General features: G+C 69.5%; 12 protein-coding genes. 8 read left to right on the top strand and 4 right to left on the bottom strand.

Features of this window, described 5'->3' with window-relative positions; all coding sequences use genetic code 11:
* Nucleotides 1-33: 33 nt before the first annotated feature.
* The 3 genes from K6V06_RS01795 to K6V06_RS01785 form a co-directional block, all read right to left on the bottom strand.
* Nucleotides 34-2,685, bottom strand: a complete 2,652-nt coding sequence (locus K6V06_RS01795) for an ABC transporter permease (protein WP_370637352.1) — start codon at nucleotides 2,683-2,685, stop codon at nucleotides 34-36.
* 68 nt (nucleotides 2,686-2,753) lie between these two features.
* Nucleotides 2,754-3,353, bottom strand: a complete 600-nt coding sequence (locus tag K6V06_RS01790) for a DUF4126 domain-containing protein (RefSeq protein WP_222239844.1) — start codon at nucleotides 3,351-3,353, stop codon at nucleotides 2,754-2,756.
* Nucleotides 3,354-3,445: 92 nt separating this feature from the next.
* The gene (locus tag K6V06_RS01785) at nucleotides 3,446-4,540 is read right to left on the bottom strand and encodes a substrate-binding domain-containing protein (RefSeq protein WP_222239843.1); all 1,095 of its coding nucleotides are present in this window, start codon (nucleotides 4,538-4,540) and stop codon (nucleotides 3,446-3,448) included.
* 269 nt (nucleotides 4,541-4,809) lie between these two features.
* Here K6V06_RS01785 and K6V06_RS01780 point away from each other — a divergent pair, with 269 nt between their 5' ends.
* Nucleotides 4,810-5,619 (top strand): substrate-binding domain-containing protein, encoded by an 810-nt coding sequence (locus tag K6V06_RS01780; RefSeq protein WP_255581532.1) that lies wholly within the window; start codon nucleotides 4,810-4,812, stop codon nucleotides 5,617-5,619.
* A 24-nt stretch (nucleotides 5,620-5,643) separates the two neighbouring features.
* Here K6V06_RS01780 and K6V06_RS01775 read toward each other — a convergent pair whose 3' ends face one another.
* Nucleotides 5,644-6,591: a LysR substrate-binding domain-containing protein gene (locus K6V06_RS01775; RefSeq protein WP_222239979.1), complete on the bottom strand. Its 948-nt coding sequence runs from the start codon at nucleotides 6,589-6,591 to the stop codon at nucleotides 5,644-5,646.
* 264 nt (nucleotides 6,592-6,855) lie between these two features.
* On the opposite strand from K6V06_RS01775, the gene xdhA reads away from it, so the two are divergent.
* From xdhA to K6V06_RS01740, 7 genes are all read left to right on the top strand, one after another.
* The gene (xdhA, locus tag K6V06_RS01770) at nucleotides 6,856-8,364 is read left to right on the top strand and encodes a xanthine dehydrogenase small subunit (protein ID WP_222239841.1); all 1,509 of its coding nucleotides are present in this window, start codon (nucleotides 6,856-6,858) and stop codon (nucleotides 8,362-8,364) included.
* Nucleotides 8,365-8,374: 10 nt separating this feature from the next.
* Nucleotides 8,375-10,822, top strand: a complete 2,448-nt coding sequence (xdhB, locus tag K6V06_RS01765; protein ID WP_222239840.1) for a xanthine dehydrogenase molybdopterin binding subunit — start codon at nucleotides 8,375-8,377, stop codon at nucleotides 10,820-10,822.
* 6 nt (nucleotides 10,823-10,828) lie between these two features.
* Nucleotides 10,829-11,884, top strand: a complete 1,056-nt coding sequence (xdhC, locus tag K6V06_RS01760) for a xanthine dehydrogenase accessory protein XdhC (RefSeq protein ID WP_222239839.1) — start codon at nucleotides 10,829-10,831, stop codon at nucleotides 11,882-11,884.
* 11 nt (nucleotides 11,885-11,895) lie between these two features.
* Nucleotides 11,896-12,936, top strand: a complete 1,041-nt coding sequence (locus K6V06_RS01755) for an adenosine deaminase (protein ID WP_222239838.1) — start codon at nucleotides 11,896-11,898, stop codon at nucleotides 12,934-12,936.
* Nucleotides 12,937-13,014: 78 nt separating this feature from the next.
* Nucleotides 13,015-14,349: a guanine deaminase gene (guaD, locus tag K6V06_RS01750; protein WP_222239837.1), complete on the top strand. Its 1,335-nt coding sequence runs from the start codon at nucleotides 13,015-13,017 to the stop codon at nucleotides 14,347-14,349.
* 95 nt (nucleotides 14,350-14,444) lie between these two features.
* On the top strand, nucleotides 14,445-15,599 hold the full coding sequence (locus K6V06_RS01745; protein ID WP_222239836.1) for a fatty acid desaturase: 1,155 nt from the start codon (nucleotides 14,445-14,447) through the stop codon (nucleotides 15,597-15,599).
* A gap of 419 nt (nucleotides 15,600-16,018) precedes the next feature.
* Nucleotides 16,019-17,116, top strand: a complete 1,098-nt coding sequence (locus K6V06_RS01740) for a glycosyltransferase family 4 protein (RefSeq protein ID WP_222239835.1) — start codon at nucleotides 16,019-16,021, stop codon at nucleotides 17,114-17,116.
* Nucleotides 17,117-17,121 lie beyond the last annotated feature (5 nt).

Here is a 17,121-nt window from a genome sequence, read left to right as displayed (position 1 = left end):
CGATCCACTCTCATCGCTTGCCGCCGCGCCAGTTCAGGATTCGCGCAGCGTCGCCAGCGCCGGCTGACGCAGCACCTCGCGCAAGCCCAGCCAGCCGCCGGCAAAAGCGCACAGCATGCCAGAAAGCACGCCCACCGGCACGATCCAGGCATTGAACACGTAGGGGAATTCGAAGACGAAGCGCGCCAGCCCCCATCCCACCGCCACCGCGCCGATGCCGGCCAGCAGCCCCGCCAGCCCGCCCACGGCGAGAAACTCCGCGTACTGCGTCTGCCGCACGATCGCCGCCGAGGCGCCCAGCGCCTTCAGCAGCCCGGCATCGCGCCGCCGCTCGTCGCGTGCGCCGGCCAGCGCCGCGTACAACACCGTCACCCCCGCGGCCAGCGTGAAGACGAACAGGAACTGCACCGCCGCGATCACCTGGTCCAGCACCCCCTGCACCTGGCTCAGGATCAGCTCGGTGTTGACGATGGTGAGGTTGGGAAAGCGCGCCACCAGCTCGTTGTCCAGGCGCGCATGGTCCGGCGGCAGATGGAACGCGGTAATCCACGTCTCGGGCAGCCCCTGCATTGCCGCCGGCGGCAGGATCACGAAAAAGTTGACCCGCATCGAGGCCCAGTCCAGCTTGCGCAGCGAGGTCACCGGCGCCTCGATCGACTGTCCTGCCACGTCGAAGCGCAACGTATCGCCCAGCTTCACCCCCAGCGTCTGCGCGATGCCCTCCTCCATCGAGGCTTCCGGGCGGCCGCCGCCGAACCAGTCCCCCGCCACCACGCGGTTGCCTTCGGGCAAGGTATCGGTATAGGACAGGTTGAATTCGCGCTCGACCAGCCGCCGGGCGCGGTCCTCCTCGTAGCGCTCGGCCTGCACCGGCTGTCCCGAGATATGCGTGAGCCGGCCCCGCACCATCGGGTACAACTCCTCGCGAATACCGGCACCGGACAGCATTCGCGCCACCTCGGCACGCTGATCGGGCTGGATATTGATGATGAAGCGATTGGGCGCATCGGCCGGGGTGGCGTTGCGCCAGGAATCGATCAGGTCGTTGCGGGTCATGCCCAGCAGCAGCAGCGCCATCAGCCCGACCGCCAGCGCGACCGTCTGCAGCACGGTGATCGCGCGGCGCCGCTCCAGCACGGCCAGGGCGAAGCGCCAGCCGACCGCGCGCCCGCCCGCGACATGCCGCCGTATCAGCCGCGCCAGCACCGTCAGCAACACCAGCGCCAGCAGCGCGAACACCGCACCGGCGACGACGAAGCCGCCGGCCGTCAGCAGGCCCAGCTTCAGGTTGCGCGCCGCCACCAGCAACAGCAGCACGAAGGCGCCCAGGCCCAGCGCATAGGCGATCCAGACCGAGACCGGCGGCATGCCGACATCGCGGCGCAGCACCCGCAGCGGCGCCACGCGCGTGAGCGCCAGCAGCGGCGGCAGCGCGAAGCCGGCCAGCAGCACGAGGCCCGCCAGCAGGCCGACGATCGCCGGCAGTGCGGAGGGCATCGGCAGCGACACCGTCAGCAGCCCGGACAGCGACAGCAGCAGGCCGTGGTGTCCCAGGTAGCCCAGCGCCACGCCGGCCGCGGCGCCCAGCAGCCCGATCAGCAGGAACTCCAGCCCGAACGAGACGAGGATCTGCCGGCGCGACAGGCCCAGGCACTTGTAGATGGCGCACGCATCGGTATGGCGCTGCATGTAGCGGCGCGCCGCCATGGCGATCGCCACCGCCGCGATCATCGCCGACAGTACCGCCACCAGCGACAGGAAACGCTCGGCGCGGTCCAGCGTCGCGCGCATCTGCGGCTGGCCGGATTCGAGCGACTCGACCCGCGTGTTGCGCAGGCCGCGCTGCTCGATCTGCTGCTCGGCCCACTGCCGATAGCGCGCGCCCGCCGGCTCGGGCCCGGCCACCTGCAAGCGGTAGGTGACGCGGCTGCCCCAGCCGATCAGGCCGGTGGCGTCCAGCTCTGCCAGCGGCATCATCACCCGGGGTGCGAAGTTCATGAAGCCGCCGCCGCGATCCAGTTCCTGGGTGATGATGCGCTCGATGCGAAAGACGCGGCTGCCCAGCCGCAGGCTGTCGCCGACCTTGACGCCCAGCGTGCCAAGCAGCGCCTCGTCGACCCAGACCGTGCCGGGAGCCGGAATGCCGTTGGCGGCCTGGCCGGCTTCGCCCGGCGCGGTGGCCGTCTTCAGTTCGCCGCGTAGCGGGTAGCCCGGACTGACGGCCTTCAGCGCCGCCAGCTGGCTGGCGGCCGGTGCCGGTTCCGCTGCCGCGTCGACCGCGCCGTTGGCCGGTGCTGCGGGCGCGGCATCGGTCGCCGCGCCGGGCGCCTGCACCGTCGCCATGCTGGGGAAGGTCACCGTCTGTGCGGTGGTCAGGCCCTGCGCCCGCGCCTGGTCGATGAATTCCTGCCCGAACGGCTGATCGGCCACCAGCAGCACATCGGCGCCGATCAGCTGGCGCGCGTCGCGCTCCAGACCGAGCCGCATGCGGTCGGCGAGGAAGCCGACGCTGGACAGCGCCGCCACCGCCAGCACCAGCGCGAACAGCAGCAGCGTCAGCTCCCCTGCCCGCCAGTCACGCCTGGCCATCCGCCAGGCCTGTGCGAACGGCGAGAAGCGGGCGCGCGCGTCGGGGCCGGCAAGCGGAGGCGATAGCGAAGCGGTGGCGGAATCGGTGGGCGGCATGGCGGATCGAATTCGGAAATCGGGGACGGCGGCTGGCGCTGCCGTGGCGGGATGACGGCGCCGCTATGCTAGCGGGCACCGGGCGGGCGGCTCCTTCCGGTCAGCGCGCCGTGCAGCCGGCGCACGCCGCGCCACAGTTTCGGCAGCAGCCAGATGGCCAGCACCAGCGCAACGGCGAGCAGGACGAAGAACAGCACCGGCAGGAAGAAGGCCAACGCCAGACTGCCCGTGGCGGCAACATCCTCGGTGAATGAGGCCGTCCAATTGGAAAAGGGTTCCGGCGACACATTGATCAGCGCCCGCGCCCCGGCCTTCGCGGCGTGGGCGGTGCCGGCCAGCGTGCCGCCGACCAGCCCAGCGACGGCCATCCACTGCGGGTCGAGGTCGCCAAACGCGGCGGCGGCCAGCACCGCGCCGGCAGGAATGCGGATGAAGGTGTGGATGCCGTCCCAGACGGTGTCGAAGCCCGGCACCTTGTCGGCGACGAACTCGGCCACCGCCATGGCGGCCGCGACGCCCACCACCCAGTCCGAGGTCAGGAAGTGCAGGCTTTGCGGCAACTCCAGCCAGCCGAAACGGGCCAGCAGTCCGGCGGCAAGCACGGCGAGATACAGGCGAAATCCGCTGGCCCAGGACATGCCCGCGGCCAGCGCGGCGGTTTCCAGCATGACGGGCGCCTCGCGTCGGAGTTCGGCCGGCTCGGCCGGCAATGGGCGCAGTGTAATACGGCTGGCGGCGCAGCCTCGCTTCCGGGCGGGGGTTACCGCCCCGCCGGGCGGGGCTCGTACCAGGGCAGCGCCTCCTCCGGCGTCAGCAAGGCGGGCGGCCTTGCCATCGCATAACCGGGCAGCGCGGTGATGCGCGCGACCGTATCCGGATGTGCCAGCAGGGCCAGCAGCGATCGCACCCACGCAGCAGACTGGTCCGATTTGCGCAAGGCCAGGTAGTAGGTCTCGCGGGTCAGCGGCACGAAGGCGAGGCCATGGGCCTCGGCATTGACGCGCAGGCCGAAGCCGACTTCGGCGCGGCCGGCATGGACCGCTTCGGCGACCTTCTCGTTGCTGAATTCGGGCTCCTCGTAACCGGCGATCTGGTCCGGATACAGCCCCTCGCTGGCCAGCAGCTGGTCGAACAGCAGCCGGGTGCCGGAGCTGCGCTGGCGATTGACGAAGCGCGCGCCGGTCTGGGCCAGATCGCGCAGGCTCTGGATCTGCCCGGCCCGGCCCGGCGCGACGATCAGCCCCTGCTCGCGCGAGGCGACCGGGATCAGCCGCACCGAGGAAGGCTTGAGCCATTTGCGCAGCGTGACGTGCGCCACCGAGCCGACCGTCTGGATCGGCGCCACGTAGAAGCCGGCAAGTTCGGACTGCCGCTCGTGCAGGCAGATCAGGCCCTCGGTGCTGCCGCAGAACACGGCGTCCAGCTGCAGTTCGCCGGCGCCAGTGCCGATGCCCGCCGCCAGCGTCTCCATCGCCGGATCGTGGCTGCCCGAGAAGCGCAGCCGGGTCTGCGGGCGGGAGGCGTCGTCGAGCTCCGCGGTGAACTCGGTCATCGCCCGCTGCACCGCCGGGCCCAGCGCCTCGCGCAGCCGCGCTTCGGCCCGCAGCAGGCGCTCGCCGAAGCGGGTCAGCGAGGCGCCGCGGCCCCGCTCCATATCGAGCACGCTGCGGCCCAGCATCGCTTCCCAGTCGCGCATGATGCCCCACGCATGTCGGTAGGACAGCCCCACCTTGGCCGCCGCGGCATGCAGCGAGCCGGTTTCCCGCACCGCCTGCAGCAGCAGGAACACCTTGCCGTTGGCGCGCGGGTTGTCGTCGCTGGTAATGACCGGGAACAGCTCGAAGCGAAAACTCATATGTTCAGTCTTTCATATTTACATAAGCGGTGCCGGGCCGCGACAATCCGTTCGCCTGCCGACACCGCCGGCGTGCCGCTTCACGGTTCACCCGTGCCGGGGAAGCTGACCAAGGCGCCACCCGCGCGCGCCGCATTGTCGCCGATGCGTCGCACACAGGCAAATATGTTCCCTTAAACATAAGTATCAACATCAGTAGAGGATGCAAGATGACCTTTCCTCGTTCGGGTCTGATTTCCCGCCTGGCGCGCCCCCTGCGCGCGGCCGGCATGTTCGGCGCCGCGCTGGCGGTATCCGCGACGCTGGCGGCGACCCTGCCGGCGGCCCACGCCGCCGAGATCAAGCTGGCGACCACCACCAGCACCGAGAATTCGGGCCTGCTGAAAACGCTGCTGCCGAAGTTCGAGAGAAGCACTGGCGTCACCGTCAAGGTCATCGCGGTCGGTTCGGGCAAGGCCATGAAGATGGGCGAGATGGGCGACGTGGACGTGCTGCTGGTGCATGCGCGCCAGATGGAAGATGCGTTCGTCGCGGCTGGCCACGGCGTCAACCGGCGCGACGTGATGTACAACGATTTCATCGTGGTCGGCCCGGCTGCCGATCCGGCAGGGGTGGCGGGCGGCAAGGACGTGATTGCGGGCTTGCGCAAGATTGCCGCCAGCGGCACCAAGTTCATTTCCCGTGGCGACAACTCCGGCACGGACGTGATGGAGAAGGCCTACTGGAAGGAGGCCGGCATCGAGACCAGGGGCCAGCCGTGGTACGTCAACGCGGGCCTGGGCATGGGGGAAGTGCTGACCATGGCGGCGCAGATGCCCGGCTATACCCTGTCGGACCGCGCCACCTATGGCGCGTACCGCGCCCGGACCGGGCTGAAGATCGCCATCGAGGGCGATGCGAAGATGTTCAATCCGTACGGCATCATCGCGGTCAATCCGCAGCGGCATCCCGGCATCAACCACGCCGATGCGATGAAGTTGATTGAGTGGATCACCTCGAAGGAAGGCCAGTACGCCATTGCCGCCTACAAGGTCGACGGCGAGCAGCTGTTCTTCCCGAGCTACAAGCCGGCGAAGTAAGCCGTCGCAATCCGCCCTTGGGCCCTACTCGCCGGCGATTTCCAGCCGCGGCAACGCGGGCAGTTCCGCGGCGGCCTCGGCCACCATGCGCCGCAGCCATTGCACGTCCGGCGCCGCGTGGCTGCGCTGATGCCAGAGCTGGTAGAAGCGCATGGGCGGGAACTTGACCGGCGCGGCCACCATCCGTACCGGCAGGTACTGGGCATAGTGCGCGGCGAACTGCCGGCCAGTGGTGAAGACCATGTCGGTCTTCATCAGCACATAGGGCACCAGCCCGAAGTACGGCAGCGTGACCTGGATGCGGCGCTTGTGGCCCAGCTCGGCCAGCGCCTGGTCGATCATGCTGCGCTGGCTGGACGCATACGGCGCCGGCGCGAGATGCGGCATGTCCAGATAGTGCTTCAGCGACAGGCCCTTGCGCGCCAGCGGGTGCTGCTCGCCCAGCATGCAGACCACCTCGTCCTCGAACAGCGGCGAGATATGCAGATGCTCGGGCGGCGACAGCCAGTTGCCGATCACGATATCGAGCCGCCCCTGCTCCAGCCCCTCGACGAAGTCGCTGCCCATGGTCATCGGATGCACCGACAACCGCGCCTGCGGCGCCAGCCGGCGGACCCGCTCCACCACGTTGGGCAGGAAGAACGCGTCCAGATAGTCCGGCGCGCCGATATGGAAGGTGCGCGTGGTGGTACCGGGCTCGAACTGCTGTGGCGGACGGGCGATCCGCTCCATCGCCGCCAGGCCCTGCTCGGCCAGCGCAAGCAGTTCCCGCCCTCGCTCGGTTGGCACCATGCCGTTCTTGCCGCGCACCAGGATGGCGTCCCCGGTGATCTCGCGCAGCCGCTTGAGCGTATTGCTGATGGCCGGCTGCGACTGCCCCAGCCGTACCGCGGTGCGCGTCACGCTCTGCTCGGTCAGCAGGGTGTGCAGCACGCGCAGCAGGTAGGTATCGAGGTGGTCGCGTCCGTGCATGGGGATCATTCAGGGCTGATATCGCCGCATCCCGCCACATCACGCGATGCGGCATTGGCAGCGGGGGTGCAATGGGCGCATAGTGTATGACAGGCATCGCCGGCGGCGTCAATTCGCCACCGCACTCGCCCTGCAGCCTCGAGGACGCCCGTCGCCCGCCTTTTTCGCGGCGGCCGGTGCCATGATGGGGCATATCAGCAGGGATGAATATTGCTTGATTGGCGCCGGTGCTATGTTCGCCCTGTTCCCCACAGCGAGAAGATCATGCAGACGCAAGCGATCCGCTTCTACCATCGCGGCCAGGTCCGCGAGGTAACCGACGCCCCGGTGACCCGCACGGTATTGCAGTACCTGCGCGAGGACGTGCGCTGCACCGGCACCAAGGAAGGCTGCGCCGAGGGCGATTGCGGCGCCTGCACCGTCGTGATCGGCGAGCTGAGGCCCGATGGCGAGCTCGCGCTGCAGGCGGTCAACGCCTGCATCCAGCTGCTGCCCACGCTGGACGGCAAGGCCCTGATCACGGTGGAAGACCTGCGCCAGGCCGACGGCACGCTGCATCCGGTGCAGCAGGCCATGGTCGACTGCCATGGTTCCCAATGCGGCTTCTGCACGCCCGGCTTCGTGATGTCGCTGTGGGCGCTGTACGAGCAATGCGCAGGCAAGGCGGAGACGCCGGACCGTCAGCGCATCTGCGACGCGCTGACCGGCAACCTGTGCCGCTGCACCGGCTACCGGCCCATCGTCGAGGCGGGGCAGCGGATGATGGCGCTGCCCGCGCCGCACGCCAGTCGCCTGGACCCGAAGGCCATCGCCGAGATTCTGCGCGGCCTGCGGCGCAGCGAAACGTTCCACTACCGCGACCGCTCCGGCGCCTGGTTCCATGCCCCGCGCTCGGTGGAGGACTTCGCGGCGTTGAAGGCGGCGCAGCCCGGCATCCGCATTCTCGCTGGCAGCACCGACATCGGGCTGTGGGTCACCAAGCAGTTCCGGGAGCTGGGCGACCTGCTGTATGTCGGCCAGGTGGACGGCCTGCGCGAACTGGCGCAGCGCGACGGCATGCTGGAGATCGGCGCGGCGGTGTCGCTGGAACGGGCCTATGCGGCGCTGGTCGACGCGCATCCCGAGCTTGAGGAGCTGTGGAAGCGCTTCGCCTCGCTGCCCATCCGCAATGCCGGCACGCTCGGCGGCAACGTCGCCAACGGTTCGCCCATCGGCGACTCGATGCCAGCGTTGATCGCGCTGGGCGCCGAGGTGGTGCTGCAGCGTGGCGCCGAACGCCGCGTGCTGCCGCTGGAGGCGCTCTATCTGGCGTATCAGAAGACCGCAATGCAGGACGGCGAATTCGTCGCCGCGCTGCGCGTGCCGCTGGCCGGCCCCCGGCATTTGCGCACCTACAAGCTGTCCAAACGGTTCGACCAGGACATTTCGGCGGTGTGCGCGGCGTTCGGCATCACCACCGGCGACGATGGCACCGTCATCGAGGCGCGCATCGCCTACGGCGGCATGGCGGCCACGCCGAAACGGGCCAGCCACGCCGAAGCGGCACTGATCGGCGCCCGCTGGGACGAAGCCGCCGTGCGCGCCGCGATGGCGGCGCTGCAGCAGGACTACCAGCCGCTGACCGACATGCGCGCCAGCGCAAGCTATCGGATGCGGGCAGCGGCCAACCTGCTGCTGCGCTGCTGGCTGGAGACGCGCGCCGACCCGCTGCCGGCCGGACAGGTCAACGTGCGGGCCGGCAGCGTTGCCTTCGATACCACCACCATTGCATGAGGGGGCGGACATGAACAAGCAGACCGAAGCCTTCCTGCTCGACGACCGCGCCGGCGGACCGGACACGATCTCGGGACGCGTCGCCACGGGCGGCGACGGCGCGCTGCACGACGATACGCCGGGGACGGTACGGAAGCAGACGACCGCTACCGTCATCGGCACCTCGCGCCCGCACGAGTCGGCGCACCTGCATGTGGCCGGCACGGCAACCTACACCGACGACATTCCGGAACTGGCCGGCACGCTGCACGCCGCCCTCGGCATGAGCGCCCGCGCGCACGCGCGCATCCGCTCGCTGTCGCTCGAACGCGTTCGCGCGGCGCCGGGCGTTGTCTGCGTGCTGACCGCCGCGGACATTCCCGCCAGCAACGACTGCGGACCGATCCTGCACGACGATCCGATCCTCGCCACCGACGTGGTGCAGTTCGTCGGCCAGCCGCTGTTCGTCGTCATCGCGGCCTCGCATGACGCAGCGCGCCGCGCCGCGCGGCTGGCGCAGGTCGACTACGAGGATCTGCCCGCGGTGCTGACACCGGAGCAGGCCCATCGCGAGCACAGCTATGTCCTGCCGCCGATGCATCTGCAGCGCGGCGACCCGGCCTCGGCGCTCGAACACGCCACCCATCGCACGCAGGGGCGGTTCCGCGTCGGCGGCCAGGAGCAGTTCTATCTGGAAGGACAGGTGGCCTACGCCGCGCCGCGCGAGAACGACGGCATGCACGTCTGGTGTTCGACGCAGCATCCGACCGAGATGCAGCACGTGGTCGCCCATATGCTGGGCTGGCAGGCGCACCAGGTGCTGGTCGAATGCCGGCGCATGGGCGGCGGCTTCGGCGGCAAGGAGTCGCAGTCGGCCCTATTCGCCTGCTGCGCGGCGCTGGCCGCGTGGAAGCTCGGCTGCCCGGTCAAGCTGCGCCCGGACCGCGACGACGACATGATGATCACCGGCAAGCGGCATGACTTCTTCTTCGACTACCAGGTCGGCCACGATGCGGCCGGCCGCATCGAGGGCGTCGCGGTCGAGATGGTGGCGCGCGCGGGATTCTCGGCCGACCTGTCCGGGCCGGTGATGACGCGGGCGATCTGTCATTTCGACAATGCCTACTGGCTGCCGCACGTCAGCATCGACGGCTTCTGCGCGCGCACCAATACGCAGAGCAACACCGCATTCCGCGGCTTCGGTGGACCGCAGGGCGCGTTCGCCATCGAGACCATCCTCGACAATATCGCCCGCACCGTCGGGCGCGACCCGCTGGACGTGCGCCGCGACAATCTCTACGGCAAGGGGGAGCGCAACGTTACGCCCTACGGACAGACCGTCGAGGACAACGTGCTGCCCGAACTGCTGGACCAGCTCGAGGCGAGCAGCGCCTACCGCGCCCGCCGCGCTGCCACGCGCGCATTCAATGCCGCCAGCCCGGTGCTGAAGAAAGGCATTGCCCTGACGCCGGTCAAGTTCGGCATCTCCTTCAACGTCGCGCACTTCAACCAGGCCGGCGCGCTGGTGCATGTCTACAGCGACGGATCGGTGCTGGTCAACCACGGCGGCACCGAGATGGGCCAGGGCCTGAACACCAAGGTGGCGATGGTGGTGGCGCACGAGCTTGGCGTTGCGCCGGAGCGCGTGCGGGTGACGGCCACCGACACCAGCAAGGTGCCCAACACGTCGGCCACCGCCGCCTCCACCGGCACCGACCTGAATGGCAAGGCCGCGCAGGATGCGGCCCGCCAGATCCGCGAACGGCTCGCCGCCTTCGCCGCCGGACTGGCCGGCGCGGAAGGCGGCAGCGCGGCGCGCGCCGAGGACGTGCGCTTTGCCGCCGATACCGTCAGCGCAGGCGGCTGGCGGCTGCCGTTCGAGGAACTGGTGCGGCGCGCCTACGTCGGACGGGTGCAGCTGTGGTCCGACGGGTTCTACGCCACGCCCAAGCTGCATTGGGACCAGAGCCGCCTGCAGGGCCGGCCCTTCTACTACTACGCCTACGGCGCCGCCTGCTCCGAGGTGCTGGTGGACACGCTGACCGGCGAATGGCGCCTGCTGCGGGCCGACGTGCTGCACGACGCGGGCCGCTCGCTGAATCCGGCCATCGACATCGGGCAGATCGAAGGCGGCTTCATCCAGGGCATGGGCTGGCTGACCACCGAGGAGCTGTGGTGGAACGACAGCGGCAGGCTGATGACGCATGCGCCGTCGACCTACAAGATCCCGACCGTCAACGATTGCCCCGAGGCGTTCCACGTGCGCCTGTTCGACAATCCGAACGCGGAGGACACCATTCATCGCTCCAAGGCGGTAGGCGAGCCGCCGCTGCTGCTGCCATTCTCGGTGTTCTTCGCCATTCGCGATGCCGTGGCCAGCGTCGCGGACTACCGCATCAACCCGCCGCTCGATGCCCCGGCCACCAGCGAGGCGATCCTCGACGCGGTGGAAGCGGTGCGCGAGGCGGCCGCAGGCTGAGGCGAGATGCAGGACGCTCCCTTGCGGCCCTTCCGCTTCGGCGAAGCCGCCGCGCTGGTCCGTGCCGGCGTGCCGGCGGTACTGGTCACCATCGTGCAGGTCAAGGGCTCGGCGCCGCGCGAGCCAGGGGTGCGCATGCTGGTGGGCGCCGATATGCTGATCGGCACCATCGGCGGCGGTCATCTGGAGTGGCGCGGCATGGAAATCGCCCGCGCCATGCTCGCCGAGTCCGGCAGCCAAGCGCCGCGGCAAGTGGTGCGCATCCCGCTTGGACCGGCGCTCGGGCAATGCTGCGGCGGCGTGGTGCACCTGGCGTTCGAAACGCTGTCCGCCGCGGACCTGGAGTGGCTGGACGCGGTGAACGCCGCCTTCGCCGCGCATCGGGCAATCGAGCGCAACGTGCCCGTCAGCGGTTCCGTCACGCACGCGCTGCGTGACGATGCCACGCCCGCCTGGCCGCCGGTCCATCTGCATCCGGATTCGAGCTGGCGCGAGCGCATTGCCCCGGACGAGATGCACGTGGTGCTGTTCGGGGCGGGCCACGTCGGCCAGGCGCTGGTGCGGGTGCTGGGCACCCTGCCCTGCTCGGTGCAGTGGGTCGATGAGCGCGACACGCTGTTTCCGCCGGGCTGCGAGGCCAATATCGCCACCGAAGCGACCGACACGCCGGAGGCCGTGGTCGATCAGGCGCCGCCGGGCAGCTATTTCCTGGTGATGACCCACAGCCATGCGCTGGACGAGCGGCTGTGCGAGCGCATCCTGCGGCGCCGGGACTTCGCCTTCTTCGGCCTGATCGGCTCGAAGACCAAACGCGCCCGCTTCGAGCATCGCCTGACCGAGCGCGGCATCGATCCCGCACGGCTGGCCGAGATGACCTGTCCGATCGGTGTGACCGGCATCACCGACAAGGCTCCGGCTATGATTGCGGTTGCCATCGTCGCTCAACTGCTGCAGGTGCGGGACCGCCGTCTCGCCCGCGACCGGGACGGCGATGTGCCTGCCGGGCCGCCGTCTGCCGCCGCCCGGTGCGACAACCCGCCGCCCCCACCGGCAGACCGATAAAAGGATTCCCCATGACGCTCGACGCCGCCCTCGCAGACCGCATCCGTCGTACCCCGAAGGCCGAACTGCATGTCCATATCGAGGGCACGCTCGAACCCGAGCTGATTTTCCGCCTGGCGCAGCGCAACCAGGTCCAGTTGCCCTACCCCAGTGTCGAGGCGCTGCGCGCCGCCTATGCCTTCCACGACCTGCAGTCCTTCCTGGACATCTACTATGCCGGCGCCAGCGTGCTGCTGACCGAGGAAGACTTCTTCGACATGACGATGGCCTACGTGCAGCGCGCCAGCGCCGACAACGTCCGGCATGCCGAGATTTTCTTCGACCCGCAGACGCACACGGCCCGCGGCGTCGACATCGAAGTGGTGATCGACGGGATCGCCGACGCGCTGGCCCAGGCCCACACCCAGTTCGACTTCTCCAGCCGGCTGATTCTCTGCTTCCTGCGGCATCTGTCGGAAGAGGATGCGTTTGCCACGCTGGAGGCGGCCCTGCCGTATCGGGACCGCTTCGTCGGCGTGGGGCTGGACTCGTCCGAGCGCGGCAATCCGCCCGAGAAGTTCGCGCGGGTATTCGCTCGCGCGCGCGAGCTGGGCCTGCATTGCGTCCCGCATGCCGGCGAGGAAGGGCCGGCGCAATACGTCGCCGACGCGCTGGACATCCTCAAGGTCGAGCGCATCGACCACGGCGTGCGCGCGATCGACGATCCGGCGCTGGTGCAGCGGCTGGCGCGCGAGCGCATCGCGCTGACCGTCTGCCCGTTGTCGAACCAGAAGCTGAAGGTCTACCCGGACCTGCGCGACCATTCGCTGAAGACGCTGCTCGATGCGGGCGTTGCCGTCACCCTGCACTCGGACGACCCCGCCTACTTCGGCGGTTACATGAACGCCAACTGGGAGGCGGCCTTCGAGGCGCTGCCGCTGACGGCCGACGATGCGCACCGGCTGGCCCGCAACAGCTTCGAAGCGAGCTTCCTGCCGGCGGCGCGCAAGGCTGCCTACCTGGAAGCGGTCGACCTGTTCTGGCAACAGGACCAGCCGGCCCCGGCAGCCTGAACCGTCCTGACCCGGCGCCGGGCGCCGGGTCACCCATTCCCGTTGATCTCGCAACTTCCCCTTTCCGTGTCGTCGCCTGTGCCTGCCTTCGCCGCTGATTCGCCTGCCCCTTCCGCTCCCCCCGTCCGCCTTGCGATACGCGGCCGCGTGCTGCATTTCCTCGACGACCCCGCCTTTGCCGGCCAGGACGCCTGGCAATACTGGGAAGACGGTGTCCTGCTGGTCGAGGACGGCCATATCGCCGATGCCGGTGCGTGGGCGGCCCTGTGCGGGGCAATCGCCGCCGACACGACGGTGATCGACCATCGCGGCAAGCTGATCGTGCCGGGCTTCATCGACACGCACGTGCACTACCCCCAGACCGACATCATTGCGTCGCCGTCGCCGGGCCTGCTGCACTGGCTCGACACCTATACCTTCCCGGAGGAGCAGCGTTTCGCCGATCCGGAGTACGCCGCCACGGTGGCCGGCTTCTTCACCGACGAACTGCTGCGCAACGGCACCACCAGCGCGCTGGTCTGGAGCACGGTGCATGCGGCGTCGGCCGAGGCGCTGTTCGCCGAAAGCGAGCGCCGCCAGATGCGGCTTGCCACCGGCAAGGTGCTGATGGACCGCAACTGTCCGCCGTACCTGCGCGACACCGCCGAGTCCGGTGCGCGCGACAGCGCCGATCTGATGAGCCGATGGCACGGCAAGGGGCGCCTCAGCTATGCAATCACGCCGCGCTTCGCCCCCACCTCGACCGAAGTGCAGCTGGCCAGCTGCGGCGAGCTGGCCCGCGCCTGCCCCGATGCGTTGATCCAGACCCACGTGGCGGAAAACCTGGACGAGATCCGCTGGGTCGCCGAGCTGTTTCCCGACGCGCGCAGCTATCTGGACGTGTACGACCGCTACGGCCTGCTGCGCCCGGGCGCGGTCTACGGCCATGCCATCCATCTGGACGACGACGACCGCCGGCGCCTTGCCGACAGCGGCGCCGCCGTGGCGCACTGCCCGACCTCGAACCTGTTCCTCGGCAGCGGCCTCTATGACTTCGCGCGATCCGATGCGCAGCGGGTGCCGCTGACGCTGGCGACCGATGTGGGCGGTGGCACCTCGTTTTCGATGCTGCGCACGATGTCCGCCGCGCACAAGGTGGCCCGCATGGGTGGCTTTCACCTCGATGCGCTGCGCATGTTCTATCTGGCGACGCGTGCGGGGGCGAAGGCGCTGGGCTGGGCCGATCGCGTCGGCAGCTTCCAGGCCGGCAACGAGGCTGACTTCATCGTGCTGGACCCCGCCGCCACGCCGCTGCTGGCACGGCGCAGCGAGCGGGCGCAGACGCTGGAGGAGCAGCTCTTTGCCTTCGCCATGCTGGGCGACGACCGCGCCATCGCGCACGTCTACCTCATGGGCGAGCCTGTCGGCGCCTGACGCTCGCCGCCTGCACGCTTCTTGACCCGGGTCAACGCAGCGGGCCGGGATTCCGCCTAGGCTGTCTCTTCTTGTTCGACAACCCAGGCTGACGCATGACCGCCCTTGGCCAACCCGCCGTTTCCCGCCACGCCGCCGCGCATGATCGTGCCGCGGCGCCAGCGGAACCGGCGCTCCCCGACCCCATTGCCGCCGATGCCCCGCTGCCGCACCGCAAGGTCATCCGCGGCTGGCTGGCCCCGCTCTCCCACCGCAGCACCCCGCTCGCGCTGGCGCTGTTTGCCCTTGACGTGGCCGCCTTCGCCGGCACGCTCGCCGCGCTGGTTTGGGTCGAGTCCGCCCTCGCCAAGCTGGCACTGGGCGTGCTGACCGGCCTGCTGATCGCCCGGCTTTTCATCATCGGGCACGACGCCTGCCACCAGAGCCTGACGCCGCGCCGCCGGCTGAACAAGTGGCTGGGCCGCATTGCCTTCCTGCCATCGCTGACACCGTACAGCCTGTGGGAAGTCGGGCACAACGTGGTGCACCACGGCTACACCAACCTGAAGGGCTTCGACTTCGTCTGGGCGCCCTACTCGAAGGCCGAGTTCGAGGCGCTACCGCGCTGGCGCCGCGCGCTGGAGCGGCTCTATCGCAACGGCCTGGGAGCCGGCCTGTACTACCTGATCGAAATCTGGTGGCTCAAGCTGTTCTTTCCCAGCCGGCGGCAAATGGCGACCCGCCGCCCGATCTTTCTCGCCGACTGCCTGCTGTGCGCCGTCTTTGCGCTGGCCTGGATCGGCGGCCTGGCCTGGGCGGCGATCGCCAGCGGTCAATCGGTCTGGCTGATGCTGCTGGCGGGGTTCGCGCTGCCCTTCCTGGTGTGGAACGCGGCGGTCGGCTTCGTGCTGTACGTGCACCATACTCACGCCGAGGTCGCCTGGTATGCCAGCAAGGCGATGTGGGCGAGGGCGCAGCCGATCGTTTCCACCACCGTGCACCTGCGCTTTCGCCACGGCGTCGGCACCCTGCTTCACCACATCATGGAGCACACCGCCCACCACGTGGACATGAGCGTGCCGCTGTACCGCCTCAAGCGCGCCCAGGCCATGCTCGAACACGCGCTGCCGGGACGCATCGTGGTGCAGAACTTCAGCTGGCGCTGGTACTTCGATACCGCCCGACGCTGCAAGCTGTACGACTTCGAGGCGCTGTGCTGGACCGACTTTCGCGGCCGGCCCACCACCGAGCCGTCGCCGGTGCCGGCCTGATCGCGTTGCCGGGGGGTCTTGAAGACGCCGCCCGCATCCCTTATCTTTTGCGCAGTTTGCCGGCCTCGCGGATCCGCGAGCCGGCCAGCGACATCGTTGTTCTGCAACAGGAGGACTTGCATGCAATTCCGCCCGCTGCACGACCGCGTCGTCGTGCCTCCCCAATCCCCTGCCAACCATACGGTTCGGCAACTGCGCAACGCCGGCGCCAGCGCGCCTGGCCTTGACCGCCGCGGCCGTCCCGGGCCAGCGGCCACCGCTCCCCTGGTTTCGCGCCGTCCCGCCTCGCGCCGACGTGCGCGCCCACCCGGCTCAGGCGCGTCGGCCCGCTGACATCCCCATCGACGAACGTGACCCGCCTCGCGAGGCGGGCGCTGGCGTTCGCCGTTCCACTTCATCCGAACGAGGAGAATTTGCCGATGAGAATCGCCCAGATCGCCCCGCTCGCGGAGTGCTGCCCGCCGAGACTGTATGGAGGCACGGAGCGCATCGTTTCCTATCTGACCGAGGAGCTTGTCCGTCAGGGACATGAGGTCACGTTGTTCGCCAGCGGCGATTCGCGCACCGCCGCGCGGCTGGTGCCCTGCAGCGAGGTGGCCCTGCGCCTGAACCCGGCGATACGCGACCCGATCCCCTGGCATGTCGCCATGCTCGACGAAGTCCGGCGACGGGCCGCGGGCTTCGACGTGCTGCACTTTCATATCGACGTGCTGCACTATCCGCTGGTGCGCCAGTTGGGAACCCCGGCGGTGACCACGCTGCACGGGCGGCTGGACCTGCCCGACCTGCAGCCGTTCTACCGCACGTTCCCGGAAATCCCCCTCGTATCGATCTCCGACGACCAGCGCCGGCCGATGCCGCCGGTCAACTGGGCCGGCACGGTGCATCACGGCCTGCCGCGCGACCTGCTGCCGTTCAGCGCCCAGGCGCGCGGCGGCTACCTGGCGTTCCTCGGCCGGATCTCGCCGGAGAAGCGGCCCGACCGGGCCATCGAGATCGCCGCCCGCGCGGGGCTGCCGCTGCGCATGGCGGCCAAGATCGACCGGGCCGACCAGGCCTACTGGGACGAAGTCATTGCGCCGCTGGTCGCCCGGCACCGCAACGTCGAGTTCGTCGGCGAGATCAACGAGCGCGAAAAGGCCGAATTTCTCGGCAACGCGGTGGCCCTGCTGTTCCCGATCGACTGGCCCGAACCCTTCGGGCTGGTGATGATCGAGTCGATGGCATGCGGCACGCCGGTGCTCGCCTTCCGCTGTGGCTCGGTGCCCGAGGTCATCGACGAGGGCGTGACGGGGCGCATCGTTGGCAGTGTCGACGAGGCAGTCGCCGCGGTGGAACAAATCGCGGGGCTCGACCGGTCGAAGATTCGTGCCACCTTCGAAGCCCGCTTCACGGTCGAACGCATGGCCCGCGAATACGTCGACATCTATCGCCGGCTGGCGGGCGAGCGGCGCGAGGGCGCGATGCCGCCGTCCGCATTGCCCGCCAACGCGTTGCGCATGGAGGTGGCGGCCTGAGTTCC

This window comes from Cupriavidus sp. AU9028 (genome assembly GCF_019795295.1).
Lineage (GTDB): Bacteria > Pseudomonadota > Gammaproteobacteria > Burkholderiales > Burkholderiaceae > Cupriavidus.
The sequence above is the reverse complement of the archived record's forward strand: the minus strand, read 5'-3'. Positions and strand labels throughout refer to the sequence as shown.